This window comes from Polyangium sp. 6x1 (genome assembly GCF_029946515.1).
Taxonomy (GTDB): Bacteria; Myxococcota_A; Polyangia; order Polyangiales; family Polyangiaceae; genus Polyangium.
Genome location: NZ_JARZHH010000021.1, coordinates 144692 through 171468, shown reverse-complemented (window position 1 = coordinate 171468; position 26777 = coordinate 144692). Strand labels below are relative to the sequence as shown.

The window sequence follows — 26777 nt, the reverse complement described above, 5'->3', positions numbered from 1 at the left end:
GGCGCGGGCAGCGGCGGCGCGGGCGGCAGCAGCGCGGGCAGCGGCGGCGCGGGACAAGGGGCCGGGGGCGGAGGCGCCTCGTCCACGGCGAGCTCCGGCGGCGGCGCGAGCTGCGGGGACGAGGTTTGCAGCGGCGGCGAGAGCTGCGAGACGTGCCCGATGGATTGCGGAGCGTGCGAGGCGTGCATGGGCGCCGGCGCGGCCACGACGTCGCTCGACGCCGAAGAGCAGGGCTTTCTGGGCATCCTGAACGATTACCGCGCGCAGAACGGCCTCCCGCCGCTCATGGGTTGCACCTCGCTGCACCGCGCCGCGCAGGGGCACAGCGAGGACATGCGCGACCAGAACTATTTTTCGCACACGGGCCTGAATGGATCGGGCTTCAGCGACCGCGCGTGCGACGCCTGTTACGACCACGCGTGTCCCGTGCAGACCGCCATGGGCGAGAACATCGCCGCGGGCAACGGCACCGCGGACGCGACGTTCACGCAATGGAAAAACTCGGCCGGGCACAACGCGAACATGCTCGGCAGCTCGTACACGGTGATCGGCATCGGCCGCGCGACCGGCGGCGGCGATTACGGCGCTTACTGGACGACGGTCTTCGGCGGGGCGACCGAGGCGAGCTGCAACTGAGCCCTCACGTCACGACGCGGAGGCGCGTCCGCGGCTGGAACGAGGCGTGGCTGCCCGTCTGCGGGACGCGCATCTCGGGGTCCTGGGCGCGCGGCGCGGGCGCGCTCCAGACCGCGTAATCGGCCGAGAGCGGCCCCGGGAGCATCGGCTGCACGGTCCGTTCGAGGAGCTGAAACTCGTTGTGGGCTTCGAGCTCGAGCGGCATGCCCCGCAGCGGCCCCGCCTGATCGAGCCACGCCTTCACCTTCTGCACGTTGCGCACGAGCACCCAGTGCTGCGGATCCTTGCGCCAGGCCTCCGTGAAGAGGTCTTGCATGTTCTTCCAGGCCGAGCGCCGGGCCGCGATCACCGCGAGCATGTTCAAGCAGAGCCCGGGCAAAGGGTGCCCGAGCTCGAGCGCGCGCGCCGCGTGCCGCTCGGCCGCGTCGAGGTTGTTCTCCCGGTAATGCGCGCTCGCGCAGTCGAGGTGCGCCGCGTGGTGATCGCCGAGCCGCGCGAGGATCGCCTCGCATTCGGCCGCGCTCTCCCGGTAATGCTCGCGCAGGCCGCTGTTCTCGCGGAACCAGTCGCTCATGAGCTTCGTGTCCTCCTCGGACGCGTCGAACGGGACCTTGAGCTCCTGGAAATCGCCGTTGAAATAGACCTCGGGATCGAGCCACCCGGAGGCCGTCGCCTCCTCGTAATCGCGCGTGCCGGGATAAATCGAGAGGCACGAGAAAATGTACTGGTGGGGCCGCGCGCGGTCGAGGAACGCGAGGGTCTCGCGGAACGTCTCGGCCGTCTCGCCGCGGTTGCCGAGCATCATGAAATACCTGACCTTGATGCCGTATTTCTTCGCGAGCTCGGTCGCGTCGATGATCTTCTGCACCGTGATCTTCTTGTCGACCGCCTTCAAGATCCGCGGCGAGCCGCTCTCCACGCCGAGCGACAGCCGCTCGCAGCCCGCGAGGCGCATCTCGTAGAGCAGCTCCTCGCCGAGCACGTCGACGCGCGTGTCGCAGCTCCACAAGAACCGGAGGTTGCGCTCCCGGATGCCGCGGCAGAGGTCGAGGACGCGCTTTCGGTTCGTGGTGAACGTGTCGTCCTTGACGAGGATCATCTTCACGGGCAAACGCGCCACCGTCTTTTCGAGCACGTCGAGCACGTGCGGCACCGATTGCCCGCGGAACCCGCGTCCCCAGGTGTTCTCCGCCCCGCAGAACGTGCACGCCCACGGGCAGCCGCGGGACGTCATCAGGATGTGCGTGTCGAAAAACGTGTGCGGCGATGCGAGCGTGTCGAGGTCCTCGATCGAGGCGCGGCTCGGCCCCATCTCCACGCGGCCTTCGAATCGATACGCCGCGCCCGCGAGCCCCCGCAAGCTGCGGCCCGCGGACAAGCGATCCACGATCTCGAGGAACGTGACTTCACTCTCGCCGATCGTGGCGACGTCCACCTCGGGCCAATGCTCGAGGATCTCCTTCGCGAACGGGCTCGCGTGCGGGCCTCCGACGACGATGGGCGCCTTCGGGCGGCGCGCGCGGATCGCCTTCGCGACGAGCGCGACGCCGCGGCGGTTCGCGGTCCAGCACGACATCGCGTAGAGATCGGCGTCGAGCGTGGAGAGCACCTCCTCGACCTTCGCCCACGTCATCGCCGAGAGGTTCAGGACCTTCACCTGATGGCCGGCGCGAATGGCCTGCGCCGCGATCGACAAGAGGCCGTAAGGGATCTGGTAGAAATCCGCGTCGAGATCCCCCTCGCGGTACTCGGCGGGCGGCCCGTCGCCGCGGGCGTCGAATGGCTCGCCGCGAGCCGGGATCTTCCAGGGCGGGGGATACAGGAGCGCAATACGCATCGGTGCCTCTCGACGGACCGATTGTAACGGGTCGCGGCGGATCAGCGCCTCGAAAAATCACGCGCGCCGTTCGGCCCGGCCGGCCGGGTCCCACGAGCAGACGCAAAAAAAAACGCGCCACGCGGACCTCGGGGGGGGACAGGTCGACGCGCGGCGCGCGAGGAGGTTGATAGCAGCGGGGTCCGGAGCGTGCAAGCCGCGGAAGCCGGATCTCCGCGATTTCATTCGGGGTTCATGCCCGGCGGCAGCTCGCCGCTCCACACGGGGATCCCGCGCGCCGAAAGCTCGCGCGCGAGCTCCTCGGCCCGCTCGGCTTGCCACGCCGGGTCGCGTGTCCGGGCAAACCGTGCATCGGAGAACTCCGCCTCGGCCCCGAACGCGCCGCGCAAGACGTCGATGCTGACCGACCGAACGACAGGCGCGAGCGCGTCCGCGAGCCGCGGGATCGATCCCTCGAGGATCGGCTGGACGACCGCGAAGGTGCGCACGCCGTGCCGGGAGAACGTGGACAGGAGGTCGAGCCGCTCCGGGATGCTCGCCCCGCGCGGCTCGAAGAATCGTCGGACCTCGTCGTCGATCGTCGGAATCGACACGCCGAGCCAGGCCTCGGGGAGCGCGGCGAAGACCGAAAGATCCTGCTCGACGAGGCGACATCGCGTGAGCACGAGGACCGGCCGCGGCGAGCGAGCGGCCGCGATCGTTTGAAGACACGCGCGCGTGAGGCCATAGCGGCGCTCGATCGGATGGTACGGATCACTCACGATCGGGCAGAACTTGATCGGCCACCGCGGGAGCCGTTCGAGCTCGTCCGCGAGCACCTCGGGCGCATTGACGCGCACGTCCACGTACGAGCCCCAGGGCACCTCGGGCAAACGAGCGAGGCGGCGCGACTCGACGACGCGTGTCTGCGCGTAGCAGAACCGGCACCCCACGAGACAACCGACATACGGGCTCAGGGTATGGTGCCGCTCGCTCGGCGCGCCGGCCGGGGTGAGCAGGCTGCCCACGCGCACCTCCCGCACGCGCGCGCCCGCCTCTTCGAGCTCGCGCGCCTCGAACGCCTCGCGCTCGATCGCGGCGAGCACGTCCCGCTCGCTCGTGGATGCGCGCGCGGCGAGGGCCTTGCAAAGCGCGAGGCCAAGCGCGGGATCGACGTCGCCGCGGCCCGCGCCGTCGCGATACCGGAAGAGCAAGCGCTCGGTGCGCGCGGCGAAGCGGCCGCCGTCCTCCACGCGGGCGATCTCGAGGTGCACGTCGCGCCCGCCGACGTCGACGGTGACGCGCAGCCCGAGCTCGGTCGAGAGCGCGGTGATGCGCGCGCCTTTCGTGAGCTCGTCCCCGGGCGCGAGGGGCGCGAGGAGGGCTCGGAGGTGGCGATCGAGATCCATGCGGGGCGGCGAACGATAACGTACCGGCGGCGCAAACGAAACAAGCTTGCCTTCCTCGCTTCCGGGCGCGGCGGGAGCTCTGGTAACATCGGGAGCCGATGGAATGCCCTCGTTGCACGTTCGAGACGACGAACGACCCCTACCGCGGCACCGACGCGCGCCACCACCGGCGTATGCGACTCTCCGCCATCGCCCACGCGGCCGGCGTGGAGATCGATCACTGTAGCGGGTGCGGCGGCGTCTTCCTCGACCACGGCGAGCTCGCGAAAATCCAGATCGCGGCGCGCAGCGACACGAAGCCGACGCGCGCCCCGACGACGGCCCTCCAGCGCGTCTACGCGCGCGCCCGGGAGCACGGCGCCGGGACCGACGGAGAGGCCGCCGCCGCGCTCGTTTGCCCGTCCTGCGGGGGCGAGATGGCCGCGCGCAACTGGGGCTTCGGCTCCGAGGTGATGGTCGACACGTGCATCGAGTGCCGCGGCGTGTGGCTCGATTCCGGCGAGCTCGAGGCGCTCGAAGACCTGTTCCGTTAAAATCCGAGGCCGGCGTGCAGGCCGAGCTCGACCCATTCGAGGGGCGTGTACACCGAATAGGTCCCTCGATCGGACGTGCTCTGCACGGCCACGTATCCCGCGTGCACGCCGACCCGGACGATCGCCGCGCTCAGATCGACCGCGGCGCCCAGGTCGTACGTCGGTCCGCGGACATCCGCCTGGACGATGGCGAGCCCGTAATGGGCGAAAATCGAGGGCTGCACCATCCCGCGTAATGCCAGGCGCCCGCCCACGACCCCGCGCATCGGGGTCTCGATCGCGTTCAGGCGCAGGTAGGATCCCCCGACCTCCGGGGTGATCGCGAAAGGCCCGAGGTTCGCGCGATACCCGATCCGGCCGCCGAGACCGCTGCCGACGTCGCCGAGGGGGCCGCCGCCGCTGGTCACGACGCCGACGTTCATGTCGGCCCCGACCGAAAGGCCAGCCCGGGCCGTGGAGGGGAACAACCCCGCCACGCCAAAGCCCGTGATCGCGGAAATGAGGAAAAGGGGTCGGCGCATGTTTACCTCCAGGGACGGTCTTCCGCTGAGGGGAAGCACGTCCGGCGCCGAGCCGACGGACAGCCGGCCCGGACGCCTTTCGCTGGAGAAACCATGGCCCGCGGGAATGCGGAATTCGATTCAGGCGGCCTCGGCCTTGGCCCAGTCGTCGACCTCGTAGAGGAAGCGCGTGCCGCCGATGAGCTTGCGGTTGTACGAGGTGCTTTGCACGAAGACCACGTACTTCTCCAGGCTCGCGGGCTTGATGCGCACGGTCGCGCCGGGCGGCAAACCGAGCATCTCGCGGGCGCGCTCGCCGCTATAGAGATCGCCCGTCTTGCGATCCATCAGCACGACCTCCTTGTGCCCCTGGATCGTCTCGGTCTTCATGAACTCGTAGAAGCCGCGGCCCACCTTGAAGGTCAGGCCGTTTTCCTGGACGAACTGCTTGATGGCCATGTCGCGGTCCACCTCGAGCGCCTGGAACCTGCCGGGCGACACGGCGCGGAGGTCGGTGTCGCCGTATTCGGCGGACGCCTCGCGCTTCATCATCGTGCCGAACATCTTGTCGAGGCCGCGGTTCATGCGGCCCTGCTTCTTCACCTCGCGCTCGTAGCTCTGGAGCTTCTCGTCGGACGATTGCTTGTAGCAAACCGCGAGGATCATGTCGGTCACGTAGGCGAACTGGTCGAGGCCGATGTGGAAGCCGCCGCTCTTCCGCGCGAGCTCCGCGTAAAACGGCGTCGCGTGGCGGCGGCCGAGGCATTGCACGCCGTAGACCGGGATCCCGGCCGCGCCGAGCGCGTCGACCTCATTGCGCCAATCGAGCTTCTTCGGGTTCTGGTTCGGCCCGTGCGGCACGTCGTCGCCCATCAGGACGAAGACCTTCGTGTAATCCTTGGTCCAGGACATCGACCGGGCCTCGTGCAGGACGAGCTCGTAACACTCGGGCGCGTCGCCGCCGCCCGTGGGGCCGACCTTCTCCACGAAGCGCACGATCGCGTCCCCGTCGTCCGTCAGGTCGAGGGCCTTCGTCACGTACGTCGAGCCGGCGTCGCAATAATCGCCGTGGGCGATGATGCCGATCCGGATCCCCGGGATCTCCTTCATCAATCGCCGCACCGTCTCGCCGACCTTGCGGCGGACCTGCGTCAAGCAGGGGTACATGCTGCCGGTGGTGTCGAAAGAGAAGACGACCTCGATCCTGTTGTCGATCATGCCCAAGCCCTCCGATGGTCGCGACCGCGTCGCGATTGGTTCGTCCAATGTGCGACCATTCGACGCGATTGTCCATTGACGATTCAGGTGGGTCGGACATTGTTCGACACGTCGTTCGGCAATGGCGAACCACGATCCGCGATTGCAGCGAAAAGTGCGGCGGAATCGCGATGGGACATTGTTCGTCACATCTCGGGGACAGCCGCGGCGCGGCCCCGCTTTACGAGCGGACGCCCCTCCGGTAACGTCGCGCGCCCCGGGCGTTCCGCGCGCCTCCCTTGCGGCCCTCGGCTTGCAGGGCGTATGAAGACAGCCCCCAGAAGCCCTATCCGCACACGATGAGCCCCTCCCCCGCGATCGAGGTCCGTGACCTCTCGAAGCGCTTCGGCGACGTCGAGGCCGTCCGCGGCGTGAGCTTCACCGTGAAGGAAGGCGAGATATTCGGGTTTCTCGGGCCGAACGGCGCCGGCAAGACCACGACGATCAAGATGCTCTGCACGCTGCTCGCGCCGACGAGCGGCGTCCTCGAGCTCGCCGGCTTCGACGTCACGAAAAACCCCGAGGACGTGCGGCGCTCCATCGGCGTGATCTTTCAAGATCCGTCCCTCGACGATCGCCTCACCGCGGAGGAGAACCTCGAGCTGCACGCCGTCGTCTACGGCGTTCCCCGCGCCGAGCGACGCGCGCGCCTCGACGAGGCCCTCGCATTCGTGGAGCTCTCGGATCGAAAGAAAGATCTGGTGCGCACGTTCTCCGGCGGCATGAAGCGGAGGCTCGAGATCGCCCGCGGCCTCGTGCATCGCCCGCGCGTGCTCTTCCTGGACGAACCAACGACCGGGCTCGATCCACAGACGCGGAAAGCAACGTGGGAGGTGCTGCGCGGCCTGCGCGACCAGAGCGGCATGACGTTGTTCCTGACGACCCATTACATGGACGAGGCCGAGAACTGCGATCGAATCGCGGTGATCGATCACGGGCGGATCGTGGCCGAGGACAGCCCCGAGGCGCTGAAGCGCGCCGTGGGCAAGGACGTGGTCTTCGTGCGGACGAACGAGCCCGCGGCGCTCTGCGCGCTGCTCGCCGAGCGCTACGGCCTCACGCCGGATCGGACCGAGGAGGGCCTCTGCTTCCGCGTGGAGGACGGTGAGGCGTTCGTGGTGCAACTCGTCTCCGAGGCGCGCGTCGCCGTCACGGGCATCGCGGTGCGTCGCCCGACGCTCGACGACGTGTTCCTCGCCCTCACGGGTCGTCAGATCCGCAACGGCAACGGCGAGGCCGGACGCGCCGCGATGCGCGCCATGGCGCGGCGGAGATGAGCATGCGCGCGGAGGTCGTCTACCACCTCGCCCGCCGCGACGTCGTGAAGTTCCTGCGCGACCGGCAGAACCTCGTCGCGACGCTCGTGCGGCCGCTGCTCTGGATCCTCGCCGTCGGCTTCGGGCTCCGGCGCGCGTTCGACACGGGCGCGACCGGCGTCGATTTCGTCTCCTTCCTCGTGCCCGGCGTGGCCACGATGGCCGTGCTCTTCTCCAGCATGTTCTCCGCGATCTCGATCGTGTGGGACCGTGAGTTCGGCTTCCTGAAGGAGCTGCTCGTCGCGCCCGTCCCGCGCACGACGCTCGTCCTCGCGAAGATGATCTCCGCGAGCGTGACCGCGCTCGTCGAGGTCTCGGTCGTGCTGCTCGTCTCTCCGCTCCTCGGGGCGCGGATCGATCCGCTCGGCGCGCTCGTCGCGATCCCCGTGCTCGTCGCCTTCGGCATGTCCGTGAGCGCGCTCGGGATCGCCGTGGCCTCGCGCATGAAGACGTTCGAGGGCTTCGGCGGGATCGTCAACTTCCTGATCCAGCCGGTCTTTTTCTTCTCGGGCGCGCTTTATCCGCTCGACGGCCTGCCGCCCGCGCTCGCGGCCGTGGTGCGGCTGAACCCCATGTCCTACGCGGTCGACGCGACGCGAGGCCTCTGCGTCGGCGTGCACCATTTCCCCATCGCGCTCGACGCGGGCGTCGTGCTCGCGACGCTCGGCGTCTTCGGGACGCTCGCGGTGCGCTCGTTCGCGCGGATGCAGGCCTGAAACCCCGGGGCGGCCGCGCGCGCCGCCGCAAGTTCTTGACGCGCGCGGCAACGAATTCCATACGTCGAGGAGCGTCGTTCGATCGAAATGCGAAGGCCTCGCCGTCCTGCCCTCCCCGCCTTGTTCCTTGCCGTGACCCTCGCGCTCTCCGCGGCGGGCTGCGGACGCGCCTACAAGCACGCCATGCAGCGCGGCGACACGTTCGCCCGCGCCGGCGACTGGGACGCGGCGGCCGCGGAGTACGAGCGCGCGGTGCGCATCGAGCCGGACGAGGTCGAAGCGCAGCGCAGGCTCGCGGGCGCGCGGCGCAAGCAGTCGGAGGCGCGCACGGCCGAGAGCCGCGAGGCGCTCTCGCGCGGAGAGCTCGAAAAGGCGCTCTTCTTCGCGCGCGACGCAGTCGCGTTCGAGCCGGTGAACCAGGAGGCGCGGCGCGCATACGTCGAGGCGCGCGCCGCGGTCTTCAAGCGAGCCGAGGAGCTGCTCGCGAGCGGCCACGACGACGCGGCCCTCGCCCTCGCGCGCGCGGCGCGGCGGTGCGATCCGAACGATCGAGACGCCGCCGCCCTCGAAGGCCGGGTCCTCGATCGGATGGCGACGCGCGCCTACGACCGCGCCGTCAAGTACGCCGCCGAGGGCAAGCGCGGAAACGCCCTGCTCGCGTTCCGCGACGTCGAGGCCGCCCGCCCGGGCTTCCGCGACGCGAAGCAACGCGCCGAGGACATCCGCCGCGCGCTCGAGGACGAGCTCCGGTTCTTCCTCGTGATCGAAAAACCCGCGGACACGAAGGCGAGCGGCGTCTCCGCGCTCGTGGAGGCCGAGCTTCTGCGGTGGAAGGGCGACTCGCGCGCGCGGCTCGTCGCCGCGACCGATCACGAGCCGCCGCCGAACGCGGCCGGCGTGCGGATCCAGGCCGCCTTCGACACCATCGCCCGCGGCCACGACGTCGCCACGCAGGCCCGCACCTGTGATTACGTGTGCGGGACCGATCGCCTCCCGAACCCCGCCTACGACGCCGCCTCGCGCGAGGTCGACGAGGCCGAGCGGCGCGCGCGCGCCGCCGAAGGGAACGCCCGCCGCGCGAAGAAGATCGTCGAGGACGCGCGCCGCGCGCTCACGGTGGCGACGAACTTCCACGACCGCGCCAAGGCCGACGAGAAGCGCAAGGACCGCGAGCTCGATCAGTGCCGCGCGACGCACAAGCTGCCCTCCGAGTGCAAAGCCGAGGACGATCGCCTCGAAGACGCGCGCCGCGCCCGGAGAGACGCGGAGAACCGCGAGGACGAGGCGAAGCGCGAGGTCGAGCGCAAGGAGCAGGAGCACGGGGACGCTCAGCAGAAGGTCTCCGACGAGCGCGACGCCTGGGAGCGCGCCGTCGCGGTCCTCCGCAGGACGCCGACGACGGTCCTCGTCGATCGCATCTGCACGCACAACTACGGCGTCGAGCTGCACACGTGGACCGCCGCCACTTCACTCGCGCTCCGCGCCCACGTCCTCGGCGACGCGAACCCCGTGACCTTGCCGGCGGATCCGATCACGACGCGCGCGACGGACGAGACCTTCCGCGCCGAGTCCGGGCGTTGCGTCGAGGTCGCAGCGGGCGATCCCTTGCGCCCGCCCTCCGACGGGGACATCGAGGCCGCGCTCGCCGCGCGCGCGGTCGAGAAGATCCGCGGGCAGGTGTTCGTCTGGTACGCGGGGTACGTCCAGAGCTACGCGGACGACCACGCGCGGGAGAAAGCGGCGGGGCGGATCGAGGAGGCGAACGAGGCCTGGGTCCGCCACCAGATCACGGGCCCGGGTCTTCCCCCGATCGGCCGCTGACGAGCGCGCTGCGCGCCGCGAGCACCCGCTCTGCGGCCTTCTCCGCCGTCTCCGCCATCGCCACGAGGTGCCCCATCTTCCGACCCCGGCGCGCCTCGGTTTTTCCATACAGATGAATCTTCACGTCCGGGAACGCCGCGGCGCGATCCCATTGCGGCTCGCCGTGTTGCCACAGATCGCCGAGCAGGTTCGCCATCGCCGCGGGCCGGAGCAACGTCGGCTCGCCGAGGGGCAAGCCACAGACGGCCCGCAATTGCTGCTCGAACTGGCTCGTCACGCAGGCGTCGAACGTGTAATGCCCGGAGTTGTGGGGCCGCGGGGCGAGCTCGTTCACCACGATGTCGCCGTTTGGCAGGTAAAACATCTCCACGCCGAGCACGCCCACGAGGTCGATCGCCTTCGCGATGTCCGCGGCGAGCTCCGTCGCGCGCGCCCGCGCCGCCGCGGGGACGCCCGCGGGAGCGAGCGAGACATCCAGGATGTGCCGCGCGTGCCGGTTCTCGGCGACCTCAAAGGGGACGATGTCTCCGGCATGCGAGCGCGCGACGACCACGGAGAGCTCGCACGCGAACGGGACGAACGCCTCGAGCACGCCGAGCTTGCCGGAGAGCGCCTCGAACGCGCGGCCCGCGTGTTCGGGCGCGTTGATCCGGACCTGGCCTTTGCCGTCGTATCCGAACTCCGCCGTCTTCAGGATCGCCGGCGTGCCGAGACGCACGAGCGCGGCGCGGAGCTCGTCCTCCGTCCGGATCTCAGCGAAGCCAGCCACCGGAAAGCCGCCCTTTTCGAGGAAACGTTTCTCCCGAAGCCTGTGGCGGCACGTATCGAGCACCACCGGCGAAGGGTGAACGGGCCGCAGCTCTGCGACGGCGGCGAGCGTCTCGGAGGGGACGTTTTCGAACTCGAACGTCACGACGTCGACCGCCTCGGCGAAGCGCCGCGCTGCGTCCACGTCCTCGTACGGCGCGACGACCTCGACGTCCGCGACCTGCCCCGCGGGTCCGTCCTGCGAGGGGTCGAGCGCGTGCACGCGGTAGCCCATGCGCCGCGCCGCGATCGCGAACATGCGGCCGAGCTGTCCGCCGCCCAGGATGCCCACGGTGCGTCCGGGGAGAATGGGGCCGCGGGAGGTCACGTCGTCAAACCTCGCTTTCGAGCGCGGCCCGGGTCTGCTCCGCGCGGAAGGCTTTGATGCGCTCGCGCAGCGGGGCGTCGTGCAGCGCGAGAATGGAAGCGGCGAGGAGCGCGGCGTTCTTCGCGCCCGCGTCGCCGATCGCCAGGGTCCCCACGGGGATGCCGCCCGGCATCTGCACGATGGAGAGCAGCGAGTCGAGCCCATGCAGCGCGTGCGACAGGATCGGCACCCCGAGCACGGGCAGGACCGTCTTCGCGGCCACCATCCCGGGCAGGTGCGCGGCGCCGCCCGCGCCGGCGATGATCACCTGGAGCCCGCGCGCCTCGGCCTCTTCCGCGTAGCTGAAGAGGAGGTCCGGCGTGCGATGGGCGCTGACCACGCGCATCTCGTACGGCACCTCCAGGCGATCGAGCATCTCGGCGGCCTTTCGCAAGGTCGGCGCGTCGCTCGTGCTGCCCATGATGATCCCCACGCGGGGGGCGCGCTGCGTCATGGCGGGTGTTCTAGTCGGTTTCGGGGCGCACGTCACCGAGGTCGGAAGGGAGGGCCCGGCCGCCCGGTGAAACGAGCGGACGGACCCTCCGTCCCTTGCGCCGCCCCGAGGGTCCCCGAGCCCTGCGCGAGCTCGGGGACCACGGGGGTGTTCGGGTTTGCGCGAAGAAACGACGCGCGTTTCGCTCAGTCCCAGCCGCCGCCGCACGGCCCGATGTCGTTGAACGCGAACTCGCGGCCGGCGATGTAGAGCCTCATGCGGGCGAAGTCGAGGTCGCCCCCGAAGGCGCCGCCGCCAGGGCAGAAGTCATCGTAATAGTCATCGAGCCCGATCGCACCCTGCCAGATGTTGCCGCCGGCGAGCGGCGTCGCGTAGTAGCCGCCGATGCCGACGTCGCTGAAGAACCCGTCGCCGCCGTACCACCCGCCCCCGCCGACGGCGCCGCAGGTCGCGCCGCCCGTGAGGAACGCGTAGATCTCGACCTGGTCCACCCCGCACGCGGAGGCGCCCGGGAAGCGACAGAGAATCTGCTCGCCGTCGAAGCAGACGTCGATGTCGTCGAACGCCAGGTCGCCGAGGCAGGCGCCGCCGGCGCCCCAGCCGCCGAAGCCGCCCAGGCCGCCGACGCCGACGCCGCCGTAACCGCCGTAGCCGTAGCCGCCATACCCGCCGTAGCCGTAGCCGGGGAAGCCGCCGTAGCCGGCGTAGCCGCCGCCCCAGCCGCCATAATAGCCGCCGATCCTACCGAGGCCGCCGTATCCGTACCCGGCGCGGTATCCAACTCCGCCGCGGGGTCCGTAGTATCCGTTCCCATACCCCAGGCCGCCGCCCCAATCACCAGCGACCGCCTGCCCGGAGGCGGCGAGGAGCATGGCAGAAGCGAACGCAGCGGAAAGGACGCGGAGCGACTTCTTCATGAAAACCCCCTTTTCGGTTCTCTGCCTCCTCTCGCGCCAAACATCGACGCGAGAAGGGCCGGCGTCTCATTACATCAAGCAGCGGCTCGCCGGCGTGCCGCGCGCTCCGGAGCATTGCAAGGTCGCGGCCGTGGGCGGGGCGCGCCATGGTCGTTCGAGAGCGTGCGATATGGGCTCGCACACCGGCCAAGCGACGCGGCCGCGAACGTATTTCGGTCCGCGGACATACGCGCGCCGTGCAATGAGAAACCATACCGCCCGGGGTGCGCCGCGCATCCGAATCGAGGACGGAGCCTCGCGCCCCGCGCGAAATGGCCTGGTCGGCCGGGACGCCGCGACGCCGCCCCAGATCGTCGGGAACGCTCGGATCAGCCGAATCGCTCGAGCGCTTCTCCCACGGTGGAGAGGCGCGGCGCGCGGAGCAGGCCTCCTTCGAGGGGCTCGGCGCGGACCGGATCGACGAGGTGCGTGTCCGTCGGCCGGCCTTCGAGATCGGCACAAAGCACGTCGAGAAGGACGCCGTCGGTCTCGGCGACGTGCCAGTGCACGTTGTCACGCGCGTCGGAGATGCTCGTCGCCTCGCCCGGGCCGAGGATCCGATCGATCGTGGGTCGGAGGACGATATTGCCGGGCTCGTCGCGCACGCGATCGTAATGGCGGACGCGGAACCGGCCCCGGAGCACGTAATGCATGGAGACCATGTTGTCGTGCGCGTGGGGCGGGTTCGCCCGTCCGGCGCGCAGGACGAAGAGCTTCGTCACGACGCGCTTCCCCTCGTTCTCGGGGAGCGAGGACGAGAACGGTACGACCGCGGCGCCCCGGATCGCCGCGGGCGCACGCGCGAGCAGGGCTTCGACGTCGATCGCCCGGGCGATCTCCTCGGGCGAGGCGCCGCGGAACGCCTGCTCCACGAGCTCCTGCCACGTCACGGGCGCAAGTCGCCCCTCGGCGAGGGCCTGGGAGGCCTCGCGGGCGGCCCGGAAGACGTCCTCCGCGCCGCGGCGCTCGGCGGGCGCGGCCGAGCCTGAAAAGAGCGTATACCGGGCCAGCGCGCCGAGGGCCGCGGCGAGGCAGGCGCCCATTGCGACGCGACGCCCGACGCGTCGCTCGGCGCGCTGGGCCCCCGCGGCCGTGGGCCGGCCCGGGAGCACGAACGTGCGGGGTTCGCTGGGCATGGATATGCGCGCATTACGAGACGACCGATGGAAAGTCAAGAAAACAGCGCGATCCATGTGTCGCGCTTCGTCTCCGCGCCCCGGCGATCTCCGTGACCGCGCGGCATTCCGAGAAATATCCAGCCCGGAGATACCCGGCGTTCGTCGTGTACGGAACGGGCGTGACGTGACGTCGCGTGCCCGAGGGACGGTGAATCCGCCCACGTTCGACGCACGAGGGCATTGCCTGGGCTGCGAAACCGTGGCAAGAGCGTCCACCGCGTGGCAAAAGCGCCCTTCATTTTCAGTGATTATCGCGGCCTCGTACAGCTCAAGCTGGAGACGGCCGAGGACCTCGCGCTGATCCATGCGCTCCCGCCCGCCCGCTGGTCGTCGACGAGCGTCCCCATCGACCAGCTCCTCTGCGACGAGGCGTTGCTCCGGTACGTCGACGTCGACGGCAACGGGCGCATTCGCGTGCAGGAGCTCCTCGCCGCGCACGATTGGCTGCGGGCGCGCCTCCGGAACACGAACCGCCTCGCCGAGCGGACCGACACCGTCCACCTCGACGACCTCGACACCTCGCAGCCCGAGGCCGCTCGCCTCCGCGCCCTCGCGAAAAAACGCATCAAGGCGAGCGGGCAGGCCGCGCGCCCCGGCGCGACGCTCACGCTCGCCGACATTCGGGGCTTCCGCGACGGGTATGCGCGAAAATCGCCGAACGGCGACGGGATCGTGGCGCCCGCGCAGATCGAGGCGCCGGCCCTCGCGCGCCTCGCGGCGTTGATCGTCGAGGCCACGGGCGGCGAGATGGATCTGTCGGGTGACCTCGGCGTCTCCGCGGCGAAGCTCGACGCGTTCCTCGCGCTCGGCCACGCAGAGCTCGCGTGGGAGGCGGCGGGCACGCTGCGCGAGAATGCGGAGGTGAGCCTCGTGCTGCCGTTCGGCGCCGGGACCGCGGCCGCGTTCGAGGTCGTGGACACGCTCGCGGGCAAGCTCGATCAATTCTTCGCGCAATGTGATCTGCTCGGACAAGGCCCGGTCGCGGAGGATCGGCTCAGCGTCAAGCCGGAGCGGCTCGCGGCGCTCGACGTGGGTGATCCCGCGGCGATCCGTGGCTTCTTGCGGGAGGCCGCGCTCGCGCCGCCGGACCGGTCGGGCGTGCTCGACCTCGAATCCGCTTTGAATCCGCTCTTCGCGGACGAGGCGCGACGGCTCTCGGTCGAGGTCTTGCCGCGGGCGCTCGGCGAGCCGGGGCCCGTGCGCAAGCTCGATCGCAAAGGCTGGGAGCGGGTCCGCGCGCTCTTCGAGCCGTACCGCGCGTGGCAATCGAAGAGGCCCGCGCCATTGCCGGGCGGGCTCGGGGGCGCGGAGCTCCGCGCCTTGCTCGAAGGGCCCTCGCCGGAGGCGCTGCGCGCGCTCTTGACCGAGGACGAGAAGGCCTCGGCGGAGCTCGTGGCCCTCTCGGATCTGGAGAAGCTCGCGCTCCTGCAGCGGTGGCTCCTCGACCTCGCGAACAACATGGTCAGCTTCCCCGCGCTCTTTTCGGCCGGGGAGCGGTGCTTGTTCGAGGTCGGCACGCTCGTGCTCGACGGCCGCGAGATCAACCTCTGCGTCCGCGTCCTCGACAAGGCCGAGCACCGGCCGATCGCGGAGACGAGCAACATCTTCGTCGCGTACGTCGATCTGGAGCGCAAGGAGGGCGACGAGCCGCGCGCGATGTACGTCGCCGCGGGCGTGACCTCGGGCTCGCGGCGCGGCATTGCCGTGGGCAAGCGCGGCGTGTTTTACGATCGCGACGGCAAGGAATGGGACGCGAAGGTCACGGACGTGATCGTCAAGCCCATTTCCATCCAGGAGGCGGCGTTCGCGCCTTTTGTGAAGCTTCGCGAGTTCGTCGGCGACAAGGTGACGAAGCTCTTCGGCACCAAGCTCGAGGCCATGGAGAAGCGCGTCTCCGATCGCGTCGACGCGCAACTCGCGGCCGGCCCGCCGCCTCCCCCGCCCGCCGCGCCTCCGCCGCCGCCGACCCCGCCCGCCGCGCCGCTCGTGGGCCCGGGGCTGCAAGGCTCGATCGTGGGCGGCGGCATCGCCTTCGCGGCCGTCGGCTCGGCCGCGGCGTTCGCGCTCCAGACGCTTTCGAATACGAACCCCTTGAATGCCCTGCTCGCTATCGTGGGCATCGCGCTCGGGGTGATGACGGTCTCGGGCTTCCTCGGCTGGTTGAAGCTCCGCAGGCGTGACGTCTCTGCGCTGCTCGAAGCGTCGGGCTGGGCGTTCAACGTGCGCATCTACCTCCGGCGGAATCTGAGCCTGCGCTTCACGCGGGTGCCGCCGCTCCCGCGGGGCAGCGTGCGCGAGCGAAGCGTCCTTCCCGTCTTCGTCTCCGGCGAGGACCAGGCGCCCGTGGGCCGTATCGTGCTCGGCCTCGCCGCCGTCGTGATCACCGTGACCCTCGCGTGGCATTACCGCGAGGCCATCGTGGCATGGCTCCGCCATTTCTTCTGATTTGATCCGAAACGCCCGCTGGCGCGTACCCCTGTACGCTGCGAAGGAGCCATAACGAGCCCTGCTCGGGAGCTTGACAGTGGCTCGCATTCGCGATTTCCTGTCCATCCTGGCGCGCGAGCGCCAGCATTTTCTTAACGAGGGGACTACGACATGAAGGCACTTGCGAAGTACGCTGGCATTGCGCTCGCCGTGGGCATCGTGGGCTGCGGCGGCGGCGACGGCGTGAGGGGGACGCGATCGATCAAGCGCTGCTCGCGCAATACCGCGCGGCCGTCCCCAGCGAGACGCAGATCAAGGCTTCCGCGCCGGAGGCCTCGAGCGGCGCGAAGATCGGCGATCCGGCGCTGTACCCGTCCGGCTCGGCGGAGATCGCGCTCGGGATCAACGGCTCGATCGAGTACATCATCACGTCGCTGAAGGTCATCGTGAGCATCGAGCCCACGATCTACAACAGCGACACGAAGGAATTCTTCTGGGGCCCGTACGAGAGCGAGGACGGGTTCGGGACGATCGCCGCATACATCAAGGACGCGGGCGAAGGGCAGGAGTTCCGTTACCATTACGCGATCCTCCGCGGCAAGGACAAGGACGTCGCGGGCCTCGTGCCGGTCCTCTGGGGCGGCGCGAACCCGGATCCCGAGGCGAAGGATCACGGCTCGGGCATCACGCTGGTCGATTTCGAGGCGAACCACGCGTTCGAGACGGCGAACAACCCGAACGGCGCGAACATGCCGATGGACCGCGGCCGATTCGTCGCCGTGTACGGCAAGGACGGGACGGACAAGGGCGATCTGACGCTCGTCCTCGCGGCCCTGCGCGGCTTCGTGTCCAAGGACAAACCGGACGCAGAGCCCGCGGATCTCGATTACCTGTACGGCCGCCTCGACGACGGCGCGAACAAGGTCGATTTCATCGACTGGAAGAGCGCGTTCGACGTACACGAGGATCCCGCGAAAGCCAAGCCCGAGGACGTCGGCGTGCGCCTCGCGTTCGTGAACGAGGGCCAGGGCCGCGCCGAGGCGCAATCGTCCGGCGGCGACCTCGCGGAGGGCCAGGTCGCGGACGCGATCGAGTGCTGGGACAACGCGCTCGCGCAGACCTATCTGTCGTTCACTACCTCGACGAACGGCGCGGAGGACGCCGCGGTCTCCGAGGGCGATCTGGCGAGCTGCGGCCTCTTCCAGGCGTCGCTCTCCGAGCTCGGCGTGCCCGCGCTCGCGGACGTGCCCGCGGAGTACAAGGCGGCGCTCGATCAGCTCGCGAAGAACGGCGTGCCGCAGGATTGATCCGGCGGCAAACTCCGAAATGAAACAAGGGGGCTCGGACGACCGGGCCCCCTTTTCGTGTCAGCTCTTCGCGGCGGCGATCACGGTCGAGGCGTGCTCCTTCGGGTCCACCTCGAGCCACACATGCTTGATCTTCCCGTCCTTGCCGATCAGGAACGATTGCCGCGCGGCGAACGAGAGGCGCATCGGCACGCGGAAGGCCTTCGCGACGGCGCCGTCCGTGTCCACGACGAGCGGGAACGGCAGCTTGTATTTGTCGATGAACGCCTTGTGGCTCTCGGCGTCCTGCGTCGAGACGCCGTACACCTCGAGCCCGGCGGCCTGGATGTCGGCCCAGCCGTCGCGCAGCCCCTGCGCCTCGATGGTGCACCCGGGCGTATCGTCCTTCGGATAGAAATACACGAGGACCTGCTTGCCCTTCAGGCTCGACAGCTTGACCTCCTTGCCGTCCGTGAGCTTCAGCGTGATGTCGGGCGCGGCGTCTCCGACTTCGAGCAGCTTCGTCTCGTCGGAGCCGTGGGGGTTCGCCGCGGCGGCCGGATCGGCCTTCGTGGAGGCGGGTTTGTCATCCTTGCACGCCGCGAGGCCGAGCGCGGCGATCACGAGGAGCGGGAGGAGGCGGGGCGATCCGTTCATGGCCGGCAGGATGGCAAAGACGCGCCGGCGCCGCAAGGCTCGAGGTCCGCGCTTTCGGATCAGGGCTTCTTGCGCGGCTTCGGCCTCGGGGCGGGCAGCGTGGTGAGCTGGCGCGTCGTCGGCAGGTAGCCGCCGTACTGCTTGTCGAACCGCCACAGGATCTCGATCGCCCGTGGCGTCTCCTCGTCCGCATACTCACGGGGTATGCCGCGCATGCCGAACCAATCGAATTTGTCCGAATGGATCTCGTAGACCTTCTCCCACCGGCCGACCCCCGTCTCGGCGTTGAACGGATACAAGGTGGAGCCATCCTCCAAGATGGCGAGGACCGACCATCCTGCCTGGAAGCCCGCGTCGTCGAGCTTGTCCGTCTGCGAATAACTGAAGATGTGGATCTGCTTGTTTCGCTCGACGATGCCCATCGGCTCCTCGCCGACGTCCCCGATGTCGACGAGCTCCATGAGCTCACCCGCCTTGAAGACGGCGATGGAGGGAATGACGGCGGAGACATGTCCGATCTCGACATCGCCGAGCTTCCGCTCGAACACGTAAAGAGGGTACTCCGTGGCCACGGCGGTGGAGGTGTCCTTGCCTGGGTGGCGGACCGTCTCGATGTGGTCGAGATCCGCGGGAGAATACGAGAGGCCGACTGGCTTTCGCTCGGCGCGGTTCTGATGATAGACCGCGGCGCGGAGCTTGGCGTGCGGCTCGAATGCCACGGGTTCGGGCACCGGGACGTCGATCCATTCCCCTGCGTCGATCTTCGGGGGCGCGGGGGTCGTCGCGGCGATGGCCCGGACCCGCGCCGCGACGATTGGCGCTTCCGACGCGCGAGGATACGCCGAGACGGGAATCCGGGCCTCGATCGTCATCCCGCGCTCGGTGCGCTTCATCGCCGTGACGGAATGGGCAACCGGCTCCAGCGCGCCGCCTGGGGCCACCTGAAAAAGGCCCCTCTTGTCGAGCCGAAACATCCGCTCGAATCGCGCCGCGTGCGCCTCGTCGCCGGACGAGGGCGCGGGCGCCGAAGGAGGAAAACCAAAGGCGAGCCAGATCCCGTCTTTCGCGAGCTCGGCGAGATCCGCCGCGACGAACGCGCCGTCCTTCGTGAGCGCGAAGGCCAGGTGCGAGGGCGCGTCGCGCGCATTCGGATCGGTCGGAGACGGCTTGCCCCCGGGCGAGCGCGGCAGGAGCGAACCCCATTCGGCGATGTCGCCGTCGATCGAAGGATTCTCGGGGAGGTTGTAGGGGTCCGTCACGCTGACGAGCGGCGAGGGCTCGCGGGGCGCGGGCGCCTTCACGACCGCGGACTCTTGCGGCGACGGCGCGGGCTTGCCACTGTTCTGCGGCGCGGGCGCAGAGGCGCACGCGGCCGACAGCGCGGCAACCGAGGAGGCAAGCGCGACGAAGCGGGTCATGGCCTTCCGCGTCTACCATACCTGTTCACGCTCGGGGCTGCGGATCGCCTTTGGCGTCCTACGCCCCGAACCCCTTGACACCTTCGCCATCGTGGACTCCCCTCCGCCGCACGAACCGGAGGATCGACGTTGAAGATCACGAGCATCGGTGGCGGACCCAGCGGCCTCTACCTCGCCATCCTGGCCAAGAAGCGCGACCCCTCGCGCGAGGTGACGGTGCTCGAGCGCAACCGGCCGGACGACACGTTCGGCTTCGGCGTGGTCTTCTCCGACGCGACGCTCGACAACCTGGAGAGCGTCGATCGGCCGGTCTACGACGCGATCCGGAAGAGCCTCGCGCACTGGGACGACATCCACACGTTCTACCGCGGCGAGCGGCTCGTCTCGACAGGGCACGGCTTCAGCGGCCTCTCGCGTCAGCGCCTGCTCACGATCCTGCAGGCCCGCGCCGAGGAGCTCGGCGTCGTCCTCCGGTTCGAGCACGAGGCCACGGACGTCGAGGCGATCCGGCGCGCGAGTGACCTCGTCATCGGGGCGGACGGCGTGAACAGCGTGGTGCGCTGTCTCTACCAGCCGCACTTCGGCACGCGCGTCCACGGCCGGCCGAACCGCTTCGTCTGGCTCGGCACGACGTTCCCGTTCGACGCGTTCACGTTCTACTTCGACGCGAACGACCACGGCCTCTTCCGGGTGCACGCGTATCGTTACGAGCCCGAACGATCGACGTTCATCGTGGAGTGCCGCGAGGAGACGTGGCGCCGCGCCGGGCTCGATCGGGCGACCGAGGACGAGACGATCGCGTACTGCGAGAAGCTCTTCGCGCCGCGGCTCGCCGGCCACCGGCTGCTCAAGAACAGGAGCGTCTGGCGGAGCTTCCCGACCGTCTACAATGAGCGGTTCTCCTGGGAAAACGTGGTCCTCGTGGGGGACGCCGTGCATACGGCGCATTTCTCCATCGGTTCGGGGACGAAGCTCGCGCTGGAGGACGCGATCAGCCTGGCGGACGCGCTCGACGCGCACCCGCGCCTCCCCGACGCGCTCGCCGCGTACGAGGTGGATCGACGGCCGAAGGTGGAGACGCTCCAGCGCGCGGCGCAGGTGAGCCTGGAGTGGTTCGAGAATACCGAGCGATACATGGATCTCGATCCGCTGCAGTTCGAGTTCAGCATGCTGACGCGCAGCCTGCGCGTGACGCACGAGAACTTGAAGGTGCGGGATCCGGCGCTCGTGCGCTCGGTCGACGCGTGGGTCGCGTCGAAAGCCGAGGCGCAATCGGGCGTGCGGATCGAGGGCAAGGAGCCGCCGCCGCCGATGTTCACGCCGTATCGGCTCGGCAAGCTCGTCCTCGACAATCGCGTGGTCGTGTCGCCGATGTGCCAGTATTCGGCGGAGGACGGGGCGCCGAACGATTGGCACCTCGTGCACCTCGGCAGCCGCGCGGTCGGCGGCGCGGGGCTCGTCATCGCCGAGATGACGGACGTGAGCCCCGAAGGCCGCATCACGCCCGGGTGCACGGGCCTCTACCGCGCGGGCCACGTGCCCGCGTGGCGGCGCGTGACCGAATTCGTGCATCAATGCTCCACGGCGAAGATCGGGGTGCAGATCGCCCACGCGGGTCGAAAAGGATCGACGAAGCGAATGTGGGAGGGCATCGATCAGCCGCTCGAATCGGGCGGATGGCCGCTCATCGCCGCGTCCGCGATCCCCTACCTGCCCGAGAGTCCCGTGCCTCGCGCAATGGATCGCGAGGACATGGTTCGCGTGAAGGCCGATTTCGTGACGGCCGCGAAGATGGCCGACGAGGCGGGGTTCGACCTCGTCGAGGTGCACATGGCCCACGGGTACCTGCTCGCGAGCTTCCTCTCGCCGATCACGAACCGGAGGACCGACGAATACGGCGGCTCGATCGAGAATCGCATGCGCTTCCCCCTCGAGGTCTTCGACGCGGTGCGGGCGGCGTGGCCGAAGGACAAACCGACGAGCGTGCGCATCTCGGCGACGGACTGGGCGCCGGGCGGGATCACGCCGGAGGACGTGATCCGGCTCGCGGTGGCGCTGCGGGAGCACGGGGTCGACATCGTCGATGTTTCGGCGGGACAAACCGATCCTTCGGCGAGGCCGGTGTACGGTCGGCTCTTCCAGACACCGTTCAGCGAGCTCGTGCGGCTCGAAGCGAAGGTGCCGACGATGACCGTGGGCAACATCCAGAGTTATGCCGACGTGAACAGCATCATCGCCGCGGGGCGGGCGGATCTCTGCGTGCTCGCGCGGGCGCACCTCTTCGATCCCTACTGGACGCGGCACGCGGCGGCGGAGCAGGGATACGTGATGCGGTGGCCGAACCAGTACGTATCGGTGGAGCGGTACGTGCCCCGCATGAAATGAGCGTCATCCCCGGCGGCGCGCGAGCGCGAAATAACTCGGCAGCGCCTCGATTTCATCACGCGTCCGCAGCGGCAGCGTGTACATGACCGTGGGTCCGCTCTCCAGGATCTCCCACGCGGCGCTGGGGAAGTATTCGCGGACCTCGGCGTCGCCAAAGCGGGACGGCGGTCGGACGCCGGCGGCGACGACCTTGCGCATCGGCTCGGGCAAATACGTCGGTGTCGCGCCCTGGAGCACCATGTGATCGAGCGGATCGCCGTCGATGCTGCTCTCCGATAGGTAAAGCACGCCCCGCGCGGCGAGGGCGCCGCGCATGTTCTCGATCGCGACGGCGCGGCGCGGCGGATCGAGGACGTGGAGGACGCCGCGCATGAAGACATTCGTGCCGCCGAGCTCGTCCGTGAGCCATCGGAGCGCGTAGGGCATGCTGACGTCGGCGACATGGAAGGAGAGGTTTGTGATCCCGGCAGACTCCTCCCACGCCTTGTCGATGGCGTGGCTCGAAACGTCGAGCCCGACGACCCTGGGAAACCGCGCGGCGAGGAGCCGCGTGAACCTTCCATTGCCGCAGCCGATGTCGATCACGGGCAGGTCGGGGGCAAAATGGGCGGCCACGCGATTCATGACCTCCTCGATTTCGCGGATGTCCTCCGTATCCCAAAGCACCTCACCGCCGTTGCCCGTGCGGCGGATGCCGCTCCAGAAGCGGTCCCACGCCTTCGCCGGGTCACGCGGCGCGCGCGCGGCGTACGAGAGGAGCTGCGGGAGGAGAAGGTATTTTTGGAAGGACATGGGGAGACGACGATGAGGCCAGCGGGTAGAATCGAGAAGATGTGCCCTCCGCGCGCTCCCGCTGCCTTTCGAGCGCGCCAAGGCCCGCCGCCTCTATTCGTCGCTCGTGCTGCGGAACCGCTGGACGACGTAATCCACGAAGGCCCGCACCTTCGTCGGCATGTGCCTGCGGTACGGGTGCACGAGGAAGACGTTTGTCTCGCCAAGCGCGTGCTCCGGCAGGACGCGCCGCAGCCGGCCCGCCTCGATGTCCGTCGCGATGAACGACCGCGGCAGCCGCGCGACGCCGATCCCGTCGAGCGTCGCCTGGCGCAGCACGGCGATGTTGTCGGTGATGAGGCTCCCGGAGACGGGGACGAGGTGCGTGCGGCGGCCGCATCGAAACGACCATTCGCGCCGGACCGGCGAGAGGCGCAGGCAATTGTGGTGGACGAGATCCTGCGGGGAGGCCGGCGTCCCGCGGCGCGCGAGGTAATCGGGCGACGCGCAGAGATTCATCCGCACGGCTCCGATGCGGCGCGCGACGAGCGCCGAGTCTTCGAGGTTGTCGGCCACGCGAATCGCCACGTCGAAGCCCTCCGCGACGATGTCGATGCGGTGCTCCGAGAGCGAGAGCTCGACCACGAGCCGCGGATATCGCTCGTGGAGCTCGCGCAGGATGGTCGGGAATTGCAGGATTCCAACACCCACGGGTACGGTGACGCGCACGAGGCCCTCGGGCTCCGCGGATGCGCTTTCCAGGACGCCCTGGGCCTCGTCCGCCGCGCTGACGATCCGCGAACACGTCTCGTAGAGCCGCGCGCCCTCCTCCGTGAGCGAGAGGCGCCGCGTGGTACGATGCAGGAGCCGCACGCCGAGCCGCTCTTCCAGCCCCGAGATCCGCGCGCTCACGACCGATTTGGAGAGGCCGAGGAGCGCCGCGGCGCCCGTGAAGGAGCGCGCCTCCACGACCCGCGCGAAGACCGCCATGGAGACCACATCGTCGAGCGCCGCCGTCATCGATTGTTCGCCCTGGCGAACAGTGGTAACCCGGTCGGCCCCCCTAATCAAGCGCCCGTTCGGGGCGCATGGTAGGGCCCTCGAAACAACCCCGAAGGGACGATCCGACCATGCGTACGATTCGTTTTGTCGTTCTCGCCGCCGCCGTGCCCGCTCTGCTCTCGCTCGCGGCCTGCGAGGATCCGGCCAAGGACAAGCCCAAGGCGACGGTCGCTCCGGCCTCGTCGACGCAGGCCGAGGCGAAGCCCGCCGCCGCCACGAAGGCGGCCGAGGAGGCGCTCGACGTCGACGCCGCGGCCTCGTCGGTCGGGTTCATCGGCTCGAAGGTGACGGGCAAGCACGAGGGCAAGTTCGAGAAGCTCGCCGGCAAGATCACGCTCGCGGACGGCAAGGCCGAGGGCGGCAAGATCTCGTTCGAGGTGGAGACCGCGTCGGTCAAGACAGACGCGGCCGACCTCGACAAGCACCTGAAGAACGCCGATTTCTTCGACGTCGAGAAGTTCCCCAAGGCGACGTTCACGTCGACGGAGATCAAGGCCGGCGGCACGAACGGCGCGACGCACACGATCACGGGGGATCTCGATCTCCACGGCGTGAAGAAGTCGATCACGTTCCCCGTGACGATCACGATCGCGGCGGACGCCGCCACGGGCACCGCGGAGTTCTCCATCAACCGGAAGGACTTCAACATCACGATCGCGGGCAAGCCCGACGACCTCATCCGCGACGACGTGCTCTTGAAGCTCACGCTCAAGGCGCCGCGCAAGAAGGGCTGATCGCCCCCTCTCCTCACCCGACCTGCTCGTAGCGGCCCTTCGCGTCGATACGGTATTTCGGGATTCTCTTCGTTCGCTCGAAATCGTCGAGGAACGGCCTCAGGTTCTCCCAGAAAGCACGGTGCGCCTCGCCCGCGGGCGAGGCGAGCAGGCCCGCCATGTCCCGCGTCGGGAAGATGTGAACGGGCACCTGGCCGCCCGCCCATCGATATTCGCTCGCCGCGACGTAAATCTCCGCAATACGGTCGTCGCCCATCGCGAGGCAGCCGACGGACGCGCACGCCCCGTGGATGAGAATCTCGCCGCCCGGCCGTCGTTTGTCCCCGAGGATACGATCCGACAGATTCGGATAATCCACGTGCAAGGCGAGGTAATACGGCGTGCTCGGGAGGGACTCCTTGATCTTGTAAAGCCCCTCGGGCACCTGCATGTCTCCCTCCACGCGTTTCGGGCCGAGCTCGCCGGACGCGAAACATACGCCGTAGACCGCAATCCGCGAGAGCGGCTCATCCGCGCGCGAGGCGGCCCATAGCTCGAGGACGCGCTCCTTTTTGAAGGCGCGGAGGAACATCTGCGCGGGAGGGAAAGAGACGTGCGCCTCCGCGAAGAGGCGCTTCACCTCGGCCATTTTGTTTTTCTTCGCCTCGGCGACGCGGCCGAACGGGGTGATCTCGTTCGAGGACCATTCGGTTGGCGCGCGGATGGGAAAGGCCGGCGCGGACGGAGCGGGGGCGGGCGGCGCCGCCGAGGGAATGGGCGCGAGGGCCTTCGCGGGCAAAGGCGACGCGGACGCGGGCGGGGGCAGCGTCGATGCGGCCGCGGGGGGCGGAGGCGCGGCGGAGTTCGTGCAGGCGGCGAGGACGGCGAGGGCGGAGAAGAGCGCGCGAGAGGGAGGCACGCGAGGTGGTACACCCGAGCGCGCCCGAGGATTGGGCGCGCGGCGCACAGGCATTACAGGAGGTGCCGGGCCTTGATTTCGAGGTAACGATTGATGAGCGCGGGCGTGAGGTCGCCGGGCGCGACGTCGAGGACGAGCGCGCCGTGCTGCTTCAAGCGGCGCACGAGCTTGTCGCGAAAGGAGAGGATCTCGGCGGCCGCGCCGCGCAGGTAGGGCCCGACGCCGGAGAGCGCCTTGGCCTCGCCGGAATGCCCCAGCGCGAGGGCGTCGACGTCGACGTCGCGCAGGAGCACGAGGAGCGGCAAATGGCGCGGCATGAGCCCACGCAAAAGCTTTTCGAGCTCGGCGGCGGCGACCTCGTCGACGACCTGCGTGAAGAGCACGACGAGCGTGCGCTTTTTCACGCGGACGGCGAGCGCCTCGAACGCGGCCCTGTAATTCGTGGGGGCGAGGTCCGGCTCGATGTCGTAGCCAGCCTGCACGATCTTGCGTGTCGCGCGGGCGCCGCCCGTGAGCGGCGCATACGCGAGGACCTCCTCGGCGAAGGCCATCATGGAGACCTTGTCGCCGCCGCGGGAGGCGACGTGCGAGAGCATGAGCGTCGCGTTGAGGGCGTGATCGAAGAGCGAGAGGTTCGCGAACTCGGCCGTCATGAGGCGGCCGGCGTCGATCAGGAAGACGACGCTCTGATCGCTCTCGAGCTGATACTCGCGGGCAATGAGCTTCTTGCGGCGCGCCGTGGCGCGCCAGTCGATGCTGCGATACTCGTCCTCGCGGCGATATTCGCGCAGGCGCTCGAACTCGCTCTCGCCACCGAGGCGACGCGAGGCGCGCACGCCGGCCGGGTCGCGGTCCTGCCGGGCGAGCAGCTCGTAGCCGCGGACGGCTTCGAGGTCGGGGTACACCTTGACGGGCGAGCGGGCGGAGATGGCGTACTGGCGAATCCAGAGGCCGAGGGGCGAAGGATAACGGACGTAATGGTCGCCGAGGGCGTGGGCGCCGCGGCGGGAGGGCGTGACGCGATACTTGAGCGTCGCGTGTCCGCGCGGCAGGAGGTGGGTTTCGAGCGGGAGCTCTTCGCTCTCGGCGGACGGAAAGAGGTCCTCCTGCACGCGCACGTGGAGCTTACGCCGCGCGAGGGAGCGGACGTCGAGGGAGATCACGTTTGGCCGGCCAATCGAGAGCACGGCCGGGGCGCGGCGGACCACGGAGACGAGGCGGCGCCGCGCGAGCAGGGCGTCGAGGAGCGCGAGCAGGAGGATCGCGGCGTCCGTGAGGACCATGGGGACGATCAATCCCCGGTCGAGGAGCGTGAGGAAAGAGAGGACGAGCGGCCCCGCGAACAGGAGGACGAGCGCGCGCGAGGGGACCAT

Annotated in this window: 24 protein-coding genes; 9 read left to right on the top strand and 15 right to left on the bottom strand. The window is 69.4% G+C overall.

All coding sequences use genetic code 11. The features are described 5' to 3' along the window. Positions 1 to 636 (top strand): CAP domain-containing protein (locus tag QHF85_RS21305; RefSeq protein ID WP_281329088.1); only part of this gene is annotated, 636 nt, incomplete at its 5' end. A 4-nt stretch (positions 637 to 640) separates the two neighbouring features. On the opposite strand, the gene QHF85_RS21300 is transcribed toward QHF85_RS21305, so the two are convergent. Further along, positions 641 to 2473 (bottom strand): radical SAM protein, encoded by a 1833-nt coding sequence (locus QHF85_RS21300; RefSeq protein WP_281329087.1) that lies wholly within the window; start codon positions 2471 to 2473, stop codon positions 641 to 643. Positions 2474 to 2694: 221 nt separating this feature from the next. Continuing rightward, positions 2695 to 3861 (bottom strand): radical SAM protein, encoded by a 1167-nt coding sequence (locus tag QHF85_RS21295; protein ID WP_281329086.1) that lies wholly within the window; start codon positions 3859 to 3861, stop codon positions 2695 to 2697. Positions 3862 to 3959: 98 nt separating this feature from the next. On the opposite strand from QHF85_RS21295, the gene QHF85_RS21290 reads away from it, so the two are divergent. Further along, complete coding sequence (locus tag QHF85_RS21290; RefSeq protein ID WP_281329085.1) at positions 3960 to 4394, top strand: zf-TFIIB domain-containing protein; 435 nt, start codon at positions 3960 to 3962, stop codon at positions 4392 to 4394. Here QHF85_RS21290 and QHF85_RS21285 read toward each other — a convergent pair. Both QHF85_RS21285 and QHF85_RS21280 read right to left on the bottom strand, forming a co-directional pair. After that, on the bottom strand, positions 4391 to 4915 hold the full coding sequence (locus tag QHF85_RS21285) for a hypothetical protein (protein WP_281329084.1): 525 nt from the start codon (positions 4913 to 4915) through the stop codon (positions 4391 to 4393). The genes QHF85_RS21290 and QHF85_RS21285 overlap by 4 nt on opposite strands. Before the next feature lie 120 nt (positions 4916 to 5035). Then, entirely contained in the window at positions 5036 to 6112 is a 1077-nt protein-coding gene (locus tag QHF85_RS21280; protein ID WP_281329083.1) for a vWA domain-containing protein, read from the bottom strand. A gap of 338 nt (positions 6113 to 6450) precedes the next feature. On the opposite strand from QHF85_RS21280, the gene QHF85_RS21275 reads away from it, so the two are divergent. The 3 genes from QHF85_RS21275 (at position 6451) to QHF85_RS21265 (ending at position 10004) form a co-directional block, all read left to right on the top strand. Then, positions 6451 to 7428: an ATP-binding cassette domain-containing protein gene (locus tag QHF85_RS21275; RefSeq protein ID WP_281329082.1), complete on the top strand. Its 978-nt coding sequence runs from the start codon at positions 6451 to 6453 to the stop codon at positions 7426 to 7428. After that, the gene (locus QHF85_RS21270; protein ID WP_281329081.1) at positions 7425 to 8183 is read left to right on the top strand and encodes an ABC transporter permease; all 759 of its coding nucleotides are present in this window, start codon (positions 7425 to 7427) and stop codon (positions 8181 to 8183) included. Before QHF85_RS21275 ends, QHF85_RS21270 begins: the two co-directional genes overlap by 4 nt. A gap of 120 nt (positions 8184 to 8303) precedes the next feature. Then, on the top strand, positions 8304 to 10004 hold the full coding sequence (locus QHF85_RS21265) for a hypothetical protein (protein WP_281329080.1): 1701 nt from the start codon (positions 8304 to 8306) through the stop codon (positions 10002 to 10004). On the opposite strand, the gene QHF85_RS21260 is transcribed toward QHF85_RS21265, so the two are convergent. From QHF85_RS21260 to QHF85_RS21245, 4 genes are all read right to left on the bottom strand, one after another. Then, entirely contained in the window at positions 9970 to 11139 is a 1170-nt protein-coding gene (locus tag QHF85_RS21260; RefSeq protein ID WP_281329079.1) for a 5-(carboxyamino)imidazole ribonucleotide synthase, read from the bottom strand. The two genes, QHF85_RS21265 and QHF85_RS21260, sit on opposite strands and share 35 nt — an antisense overlap. 4 nt (positions 11140 to 11143) lie before the next feature. After that, a complete protein-coding gene (gene purE, locus QHF85_RS21255) occupies positions 11144 to 11632 on the bottom strand; it encodes a 5-(carboxyamino)imidazole ribonucleotide mutase (protein WP_281329078.1) in 489 nt (162 codons plus the stop codon). Positions 11633 to 11817: 185 nt separating this feature from the next. Beyond that, a complete protein-coding gene (locus QHF85_RS21250) occupies positions 11818 to 12549 on the bottom strand; it encodes a hypothetical protein (protein WP_281329077.1) in 732 nt (243 codons plus the stop codon). A 368-nt stretch (positions 12550 to 12917) separates the two neighbouring features. Beyond that, entirely contained in the window at positions 12918 to 13724 is an 807-nt protein-coding gene (locus tag QHF85_RS21245) for a hypothetical protein (RefSeq protein WP_281329076.1), read from the bottom strand. Between the two features lie 261 nt (positions 13725 to 13985). Here QHF85_RS21245 and QHF85_RS21240 point away from each other — a divergent pair, with 261 nt between their 5' ends. Then, positions 13986 to 16211 (top strand): hypothetical protein, encoded by a 2226-nt coding sequence (locus tag QHF85_RS21240; protein WP_281329075.1) that lies wholly within the window; start codon positions 13986 to 13988, stop codon positions 16209 to 16211. 244 nt (positions 16212 to 16455) lie between these two features. On the opposite strand, the gene QHF85_RS21235 is transcribed toward QHF85_RS21240, so the two are convergent. Further along, on the bottom strand, positions 16456 to 16647 hold the full coding sequence (locus QHF85_RS21235) for a hypothetical protein (RefSeq protein WP_281329074.1): 192 nt from the start codon (positions 16645 to 16647) through the stop codon (positions 16456 to 16458). On the opposite strand from QHF85_RS21235, the gene QHF85_RS21230 reads away from it, so the two are divergent. Beyond that, positions 16640 to 17500: a hypothetical protein gene (locus QHF85_RS21230; RefSeq protein ID WP_281329073.1), complete on the top strand. Its 861-nt coding sequence runs from the start codon at positions 16640 to 16642 to the stop codon at positions 17498 to 17500. The two genes, QHF85_RS21235 and QHF85_RS21230, sit on opposite strands and share 8 nt — an antisense overlap. Before the next feature lie 60 nt (positions 17501 to 17560). Here the strand turns inward: QHF85_RS21230 and QHF85_RS21225 are convergent, their stop codons facing one another. Continuing rightward, positions 17561 to 18136: a peroxiredoxin gene (locus tag QHF85_RS21225; protein ID WP_281329072.1), complete on the bottom strand. Its 576-nt coding sequence runs from the start codon at positions 18134 to 18136 to the stop codon at positions 17561 to 17563. Between the two features lie 59 nt (positions 18137 to 18195). Continuing rightward, entirely contained in the window at positions 18196 to 19554 is a 1359-nt protein-coding gene (locus QHF85_RS21220) for a hypothetical protein (protein ID WP_281329071.1), read from the bottom strand. Positions 19555 to 19683: 129 nt separating this feature from the next. On the opposite strand from QHF85_RS21220, the gene QHF85_RS21215 reads away from it, so the two are divergent. After that, positions 19684 to 21939, top strand: a complete 2256-nt coding sequence (locus QHF85_RS21215) for a bifunctional salicylyl-CoA 5-hydroxylase/oxidoreductase (protein ID WP_281329070.1) — start codon at positions 19684 to 19686, stop codon at positions 21937 to 21939. Between the two features lie 3 nt (positions 21940 to 21942). Here the strand turns inward: QHF85_RS21215 and QHF85_RS21210 are convergent, their stop codons facing one another. Both QHF85_RS21210 and QHF85_RS21205 read right to left on the bottom strand, forming a co-directional pair. After that, on the bottom strand, positions 21943 to 22731 hold the full coding sequence (locus QHF85_RS21210; protein WP_281329069.1) for a class I SAM-dependent methyltransferase: 789 nt from the start codon (positions 22729 to 22731) through the stop codon (positions 21943 to 21945). 93 nt (positions 22732 to 22824) lie between these two features. Further along, entirely contained in the window at positions 22825 to 23730 is a 906-nt protein-coding gene (locus QHF85_RS21205; RefSeq protein WP_281329068.1) for a LysR family transcriptional regulator, read from the bottom strand. Between the two features lie 110 nt (positions 23731 to 23840). Here QHF85_RS21205 and QHF85_RS21200 point away from each other — a divergent pair, with 110 nt between their 5' ends. Continuing rightward, a complete protein-coding gene (locus QHF85_RS21200; RefSeq protein ID WP_281329067.1) occupies positions 23841 to 24506 on the top strand; it encodes a YceI family protein in 666 nt (221 codons plus the stop codon). Positions 24507 to 24519: 13 nt separating this feature from the next. Here QHF85_RS21200 and QHF85_RS21195 read toward each other — a convergent pair whose 3' ends face one another. After that, a complete protein-coding gene (locus tag QHF85_RS21195; RefSeq protein WP_281329066.1) occupies positions 24520 to 25404 on the bottom strand; it encodes a L,D-transpeptidase family protein in 885 nt (294 codons plus the stop codon). A 53-nt stretch (positions 25405 to 25457) separates the two neighbouring features. Next, on the bottom strand, positions 25458 to 26777 hold the full coding sequence (locus QHF85_RS21190; RefSeq protein ID WP_281329065.1) for a DUF58 domain-containing protein: 1320 nt from the start codon (positions 26775 to 26777) through the stop codon (positions 25458 to 25460).

Coding starts and splice junctions, on each gene's coding strand:
- QHF85_RS21300 (WP_281329087.1), bottom strand. CDS start 2,473: ATGCGTATTGCGCTCCTGTATCCCCCGCCCTGGAAGATCCCGGCTCGC.
- QHF85_RS21295 (WP_281329086.1), bottom strand. CDS start 3,861: ATGGATCTCGATCGCCACCTCCGAGCCCTCCTCGCGCCCCTCGCGCCC.
- QHF85_RS21290 (WP_281329085.1), top strand. CDS start 3,960: ATGGAATGCCCTCGTTGCACGTTCGAGACGACGAACGACCCCTACCGC.
- QHF85_RS21285 (WP_281329084.1), bottom strand. CDS start 4,915: ATGCGCCGACCCCTTTTCCTCATTTCCGCGATCACGGGCTTTGGCGTG.
- QHF85_RS21280 (WP_281329083.1), bottom strand. CDS start 6,112: ATGATCGACAACAGGATCGAGGTCGTCTTCTCTTTCGACACCACCGGC.
- QHF85_RS21275 (WP_281329082.1), top strand. CDS start 6,451: ATGAGCCCCTCCCCCGCGATCGAGGTCCGTGACCTCTCGAAGCGCTTC.
- QHF85_RS21270 (WP_281329081.1), top strand. CDS start 7,425: ATGAGCATGCGCGCGGAGGTCGTCTACCACCTCGCCCGCCGCGACGTC.
- purE (WP_281329078.1), bottom strand. CDS start 11,632: ATGACGCAGCGCGCCCCCCGCGTGGGGATCATCATGGGCAGCACGAGC.
- QHF85_RS21250 (WP_281329077.1), bottom strand. CDS start 12,549: ATGAAGAAGTCGCTCCGCGTCCTTTCCGCTGCGTTCGCTTCTGCCATG.
- QHF85_RS21245 (WP_281329076.1), bottom strand. CDS start 13,724: ATGCCCAGCGAACCCCGCACGTTCGTGCTCCCGGGCCGGCCCACGGCC.
- QHF85_RS21235 (WP_281329074.1), bottom strand. CDS start 16,647: ATGCTCACGATGACCTTCAGCGACGTGATGATGTACTCGATCGAGCCG.
- QHF85_RS21225 (WP_281329072.1), bottom strand. CDS start 18,136: ATGAACGGATCGCCCCGCCTCCTCCCGCTCCTCGTGATCGCCGCGCTC.
- QHF85_RS21220 (WP_281329071.1), bottom strand. CDS start 19,554: ATGACCCGCTTCGTCGCGCTTGCCTCCTCGGTTGCCGCGCTGTCGGCC.
- QHF85_RS21210 (WP_281329069.1), bottom strand. CDS start 22,731: ATGTCCTTCCAAAAATACCTTCTCCTCCCGCAGCTCCTCTCGTACGCC.
- QHF85_RS21205 (WP_281329068.1), bottom strand. CDS start 23,730: ATGACGGCGGCGCTCGACGATGTGGTCTCCATGGCGGTCTTCGCGCGG.
- QHF85_RS21200 (WP_281329067.1), top strand. CDS start 23,841: ATGCGTACGATTCGTTTTGTCGTTCTCGCCGCCGCCGTGCCCGCTCTG.
- QHF85_RS21190 (WP_281329065.1), bottom strand. CDS start 26,777: ATGGTCCCCTCGCGCGCGCTCGTCCTCCTGTTCGCGGGGCCGCTCGTC.